General features: G+C 56.4%; 4 protein-coding genes and 1 pseudogene. All 5 read left to right on the forward strand.

Annotated features, from left to right (window positions below; translation table 11 throughout):
• Positions 1-4 precede the first annotated feature (4 nt).
• Positions 5-877 carry an NAD-dependent protein deacetylase gene (locus tag ACTIKR_RS07010; RefSeq protein ID WP_442327448.1) on the forward strand — a complete coding sequence of 291 codons (873 nt, stop codon included), beginning with the start codon at positions 5-7 and terminating at the stop codon, positions 875-877.
• Positions 878-1,194: 317 nt separating this feature from the next.
• Positions 1,195-2,847, forward strand: a complete 1,653-nt coding sequence (locus tag ACTIKR_RS07015) for a CTP synthase (protein WP_442327449.1) — start codon at positions 1,195-1,197, stop codon at positions 2,845-2,847.
• A gap of 10 nt (positions 2,848-2,857) precedes the next feature.
• A complete protein-coding gene (kdsA, locus tag ACTIKR_RS07020; RefSeq protein WP_442327450.1) occupies positions 2,858-3,715 on the forward strand; it encodes a 3-deoxy-8-phosphooctulonate synthase in 858 nt (285 codons plus the stop codon).
• A gap of 111 nt (positions 3,716-3,826) precedes the next feature.
• Complete coding sequence (locus ACTIKR_RS07025; RefSeq protein WP_442327451.1) at positions 3,827-5,473, forward strand: MDR family MFS transporter; 1,647 nt, start codon at positions 3,827-3,829, stop codon at positions 5,471-5,473.
• 284 nt (positions 5,474-5,757) lie between these two features.
• Positions 5,758-6,154 (forward strand): annotated as a pseudogene (eno, locus tag ACTIKR_RS07030) (phosphopyruvate hydratase); the annotation flags it as partial.

The raw sequence follows: 6,154 nt of genomic DNA on the forward strand, positions 1-6,154 counted from the left end.
GTCTATGACAGCGCTGGCCATCGCCGATCTGCAGGCCTTCGTGCAGCAGCACGCGGGCCTGTTGGTGATTACCGGCGCTGGCTGCAGCACCGACTCAGGCATTCCGGCCTATCGTGATACCGAGGGCGCGTGGATGCGGCCGCCGCCGATGACGTTTCAGCAGTTCATGGGCACAGAGGCAGCGCGCCGGCGCTATTGGGCGCGCAGTATGGTGGGCTGGTCGATGTTTTCCGGCGGCAAGCCGAATGCGGCGCATCACGCCTTGCAATCGCTTGAATCCAAGGGTTACACAGGTCTGCTAGTGACGCAGAATGTTGACGGCCTGCATCGGCAGGCTGGTCAGTCCCGGTTGCTGGAGCTGCATGGATCGCTGGCAGACGTGGTCTGTATGCATTGCAATAGCAAGCTTGACCGCGTAAGTTATCAGCAGCAACTGCTCACTGAGAACCCCGCCTGGGCGGATATGACCGCTGTCATGGCACCGGATGGCGACGTGGATCTCGAGACTGATTTTTCTTCCTTTCGCATTCCGGCCTGTGGCCAGTGTGGCGGCATCCTGAAGCCGGACGTGGTGTTCTTTGGCGAAGCGGTTCCGCGCGCCCGCGTTGATGCGGTCTATCAGGCCCTGGAGCAGGCCAGCGCCGTCCTGGTGGTCGGCTCCTCGCTGATGGTTTATTCGGGCTATCGTTTTGTGCGCGACGCCGTCAGACAGGGCAAGCCGGTGGCGGCCATCACGCTGGGTAGAACGCGGGCCGATGCAGTGCTTGCGCTGAAACTGAATGCTGGTTGTGCTCCGCTCCTGACTGCGCTTGATGCCGTTCTGGCACAGGGCGCACAGGTCGACGACGTTTGCTGGGATCGGTTGGCGGCGGTATAGGAAAACCTGTATGGGGAAGCCGAAAGGTGCAGTCCGTAATAGAGGGATTCCGTGTAAAGGGATTCCGCATAGACGCTACATGTAAAGGGTGGTTGCCCATAGGGATAGCAGGCCAATGGTCGCAAAAAAGGCGATGACGTAGCAAAGCAGCATAAGCAGGGTTTTTCGTTTTCGGTCCATGATCTTTTCTTGATATTTACATCTGTCATTATACGACCTGTTTTGAACCGAAGGCCTTCGGCGCCATACAAAAGCGGCACGCTCAAGCTATAATTCAAATTTCCTGCTACGGCCCTTTTCGCGGGGCCCTTACTCCAATGACAAAGTATGTATTCGTTACCGGCGGCGTGGTCTCTTCGTTAGGCAAGGGAATCGCCGCCGCGTCGTTAGCGGCTATCCTTGAATCGCGTGGCCTGAAGGTGACCATGCTCAAGCTGGACCCGTATATCAACGTGGATCCGGGTACGATGAGCCCCTTGCAGCACGGTGAAGTATTCGTCACCGAAGATGGCGCCGAAACCGATCTTGACCTCGGCCACTACGAGCGATTCATTTCGGCTCGCATGCATAAATCCAATAACTTTACCACTGGCCAGATTTACGAATCCGTGCTGCGCAAAGAGCGCCGGGGCGACTATCTGGGCAAGACCGTGCAGGTTATTCCTCATATTACAAATGAAATTCAAGATTTCATCATCCGTGGCGCAAGGCAGGCCTGGGATGGCCAGACCGACGTGGCGATTGTGGAAATCGGCGGCACGGTCGGGGATATCGAATCCCTGCCATTTCTGGAGGCGGTGCGGCAAATGAGCCTGCGCCTGGGTCGCAATGGCGCGGCTTTCGTGCATTTGACGCTGGTGCCGTTCATCGCTTCTGCGGGCGAGCTCAAAACCAAGCCTACTCAGCACTCGGTGCAGAAGCTGCGCGAGATCGGTATTTATCCGAACGCGTTGCTTTGCCGTGCCGACCGCGAAGTACCCGAAGACGAGCGGGCCAAGATTTCTCTGTTTTCCAATGTGCCGCTGGATGCCGTTATTTCCGTATGGGATGCCGATTCCATTTACAAAATCCCGTCCATGTTGCATAACCAGAAACTTGATGAACTGGTTTGCGATGCGCTGGCCATTTCTCCGCCCCCGGCCGATCTGTCTATGTGGGACGGTCTGATCGATGCGCTGGAGCATCCGCAGCATGAAGTGCACATCGGTATGGTCGGCAAATATGTCGATCTGACCGAATCATACAAATCGCTGATCGAAGCCCTGCAGCACGCCGGTATTCATACCCGTTCCAAAGTCATTATCGATTATATTGATTCCGAGGATCTGGAAGAAGGCGCAGTTGAAAAGCTGGCCTCGCTGGATGCCATTCTGGTGCCCGGCGGTTTCGGCAAGCGCGGAACCGAAGGCAAGATTCGCGCGATACAGTACGCGCGTGAAAACAAAGTGCCATATCTGGGGATCTGCCTGGGCATGCAACTGGCCGTTATAGAGTTTGCCCGGCATGTGGCCCAGCTTGGCGGCGCCAACAGCACCGAATTTGATCCGGCGGCCCCGCATCCGGTCGTGGCACTCATTACCGAATGGATGGATCGCGAAGGCAAAGTGGAAAAGCGCACGGCGTCTTCCGATCTGGGGGGCACGATGCGCAAGGGCGCCCAGCGTTGCCCGGTCAAGGAGGGAACGCGCGCCTATGAAATATATGGTCCGGAGGTCAACGAGCGCCATCGTCACCGCTATGAGGTCAATAATGTTTATGTGCCGCGTCTTGAAGAAGCCGGTATGGTCATCAGCGCCCGTACACCGACCGAGAACCTGCCTGAAATGATGGAAATCCCGACCCACCCATGGTTCATGGGGGTCCAGTTCCATCCTGAATTTACTTCTACGCCGCGTAACGGCCATCCGCTGTTCTCCAGCTTTATCCGGGCAGCACTGGACAACCAGAAACAGCGGCAGAACCAGGGATAAGGATATCACCATGAATCTTTGCGGCTTCGACGTTGGTCTGACCAAACCGTTTTTTCTGATTGCCGGCCCATGCGTGATCGAATCGCGCCAGATGGCGTTCGATACCGCGCGTTCCTTGCAGGATATCACCGGGCGCCTTGGCATTCCATTCATCTACAAAAGCTCTTTTGACAAGGCGAATCGCAGCTCGGGCGCCTCTTATCGCGGTCCGGGAATGGACGAAGGCCTGCAGATTCTGGCCGATATCCGGGAACAGCTCAATGTCCCTGTCCTGACTGATGTTCATGACATTACGCAGGTAGAGCGCGTCGCAGCTGTCGTTGATGTGTTGCAGACCCCGGCTTTTCTGTGCCGCCAGACTGATTTCATTTCGGCTTGTGCAGCCACCGGCAAACCGGTAAATATCAAGAAAGGACAGTTTCTGGCGCCGGCCGATATGCTGCAGGTCGTGGCCAAGGCCAAAGCCGCCGCCATCGCAGCCGGTGGCGATGGCGCCAATATCATGGTCTGCGAACGCGGGGCTTCTTTCGGCTATAACAATCTGGTCTCGGATATGCGTTCGCTTGCCATCATGCGTGCAACCGAATGTCCGGTTGTTTTCGATGCGACGCATTCGGTGCAGTTGCCCGGCGGTCAGGGCACGTCGTCTGGCGGTCAGCGTGAATTTGTGCCCGTGCTGGCGCGGGCTGCCGTTGCGGTAGGGGTGTCCGGTCTGTTTATGGAAACGCATCCGGATCCTGCCGTGGCGCTATCTGACGGTCCCAATGCTGTGCCCCTGGCGCATATGGAAGCCCTGTTGCGCTCGCTCACTGACATTGATCGTATTGTCAAAGGCCAGGGTTTTATCGAAGACCAGTTCAGCGCCTGATTGCGTTGTTCGCTCGCGACGTGGATATTGACAGGCCGGCAGGCGTTGTCAGACAGGTGGCAAACATAGCCCGGTGAGCGTTGATGCCGGCGTTTACTTTGAACGGGAAGTATGGTTACCAGAACAATCGAAGTGAATGAGGAAAAATCGGCATCGGGGCGATTGCTGCCGTTTCGGCAATCTTTGATGGCTGTGCTGGGCATCTGTTTTGTCGGTATGCTGGTGGGGCTGGATCAAACCATCGTCGGTACCGCCTTGCCCACCATCGTGGCAGAGCTCAATGGTTTTGAACTATACGCCTGGGTCGGCACTTCCTATCTTCTGGCCTCTGTCATTACGGTTCCTATCTGTGGTCGCCTGAGTGATTATTACGGACGCAAGCCATTTGTGGTTGCGTCCGTTATTATTTTTACCATTGCTTCGATGCTTTGCGGCATGGCCGGCAGCATGACGCAACTGGTGCTGGCCCGGGCCTTGCAGGGTATTGGTGGCGGAATGCTGGTCGGCACCGCCTTTGCCTGTGTGCCGGACCTGTTTCCGGATGCCAAGGTGCGCCTGCGCTGGCAGATTTTGCTCAGTTCTTCTTTTGGCATTGCCTCGGCCGTCGGCCCGTCCCTGGGCGGGTTTCTGACCGAATATTACGGATGGCGTTCGGTTTTCTATGTCAATCTGCCGGTGGGCCTGGTCAGCCTGTTCTTTATCTGGCAATATCTGCCGCTGATTCGTTACAAGCGTGAACAGACAATCCGTCTGGACTGGCAGGGGGCGGTGCTGATCGCGCTGTTCCTGGGCTGTCTGCAACTGGCGGTGGAACTGTTTGCCACGCATGGCGTTTCCTGGCAGGTCGGCTTGTTTTCCGTTGTGTCCGTTCTGGCGTTTATTGTCCTGATACGCTGGGAGCGCCGCTGTGCTTTTCCGCTACTGCCGCTGGAAGTGTTTCGCGATCGCAGTCTTGGCACCATGTTCACCTTGTCGCTATTGACCGGGTTTGTGATGTTTGGCATGCTGTTCTATATCCCGCTGCTGCTTCAGGGCGGCTTCGGCTATTCTCCCAACGACGCCGGCATGCTGATCACGCCGTTGGTGGTATGCATTACCGTGGGCAGTATCCTGAGTGGCCGGATCGTAATTCGCCTGGCCCGGCCCAACTGGATTCTGTATATCGGCTTCGTGTTGACGGCGATTGCCGTGGCCGGCGTGGTCTTTTATGATCGCGATATGTCGCATTTGGTCTTTTTGCTATATATGACGCTCGGCGGTGTCGGTCTGGGTTTTATTATGCCCAACCTGACAATTTTCAGCCAGGAGCTGTCCGGCCGCAATAACCTGGGCATTGTGACGGCGCTGGTGCAGTCCATCCGCATGATTGGCGGCATGCTGGGAACGGCTATTATCGGCACGATGGTCAATTACTATTATGTCGCCGGCATTCAGGCCGATGCAAAAAAAATGGGTTCCCAGCAGCTGCTTCTGGCCCTGTCTGATCCACAGTTGCTGGTCAGGACAGACAGCCAGGCGGGGCTTATTACTGAAATGGCCAGCCTGGGACAGGATGCGCTGCCATGGTTGCAGCTGGCGCGCGAACATATGGTGGGCGCGATCGAATCAGGCCTGATTGTGGTGTTTGCGGTAAATGTGATTGCCCTGTTGTGGCTCTACAGGCTGCCGCTGATCCGCTTTGCCAGTCTGGGCAACACGGTGGCCGAGCCACCTGCTGGCAGTCGCCGGCGGCGGCTGCGGGGAAAGGACAACGGCTAGTCGGGAAAAAGTATACGGCCAACGTAGTAAGCAGTCGCAAGTTTAGAAGTGGCAGGTAACAGGTAATACAATGGAGCGGTGGTCGGCGCCAGGCACGCTACGGCATGATCTGGTTGCGTAGTTTGCCGCTTTACCTGCCGGCGATTGTCCAGGCTAAAATGTAAAAAAAGGATACAAGTTCATTTGCTAGTGGATGCAAAATTACAAGATTGGCTGAGTAAGGTACAATCTACGCAATAAAACCCCATCAAAATCACTGTTTATCAGGCAGGAAAGTCATTACCATGAGTGCAATTGTTGATATTATCGGTCGCGAAATCCTGGATTCCCGTGGGAATCCAACCGTAGAGTGTGATGTGTTGCTCGAATCCGGCGTTATGGGGCGGGCTGCTGTACCGTCTGGCGCCTCTACTGGTGCGCGCGAAGCTGTTGAATTGCGTGACGGTGACAAGTCCCGTTACCTGGGCAAGGGCGTGCTCAAGGCAGTGGAAAACGTCAATACCGAAATTTCCGAAGCGCTCATGGGTCTGGATGCGCAGGAACAGACCTTTATTGACCACACCCTGATCGACCTGGATGGGACCGAGAACAAGGAGCGCCTGGGCGCCAACGCGCTGCTGGCAGTGAGTATGGCCGTTGCCCGTGCCGCAGCCGATGAGTCCGGTCTTTCCCTGTATCGCT

Source organism: Advenella sp., assembly GCF_052108595.1.
GTDB lineage: Bacteria > Pseudomonadota > Gammaproteobacteria > Burkholderiales > Burkholderiaceae_B > Advenella.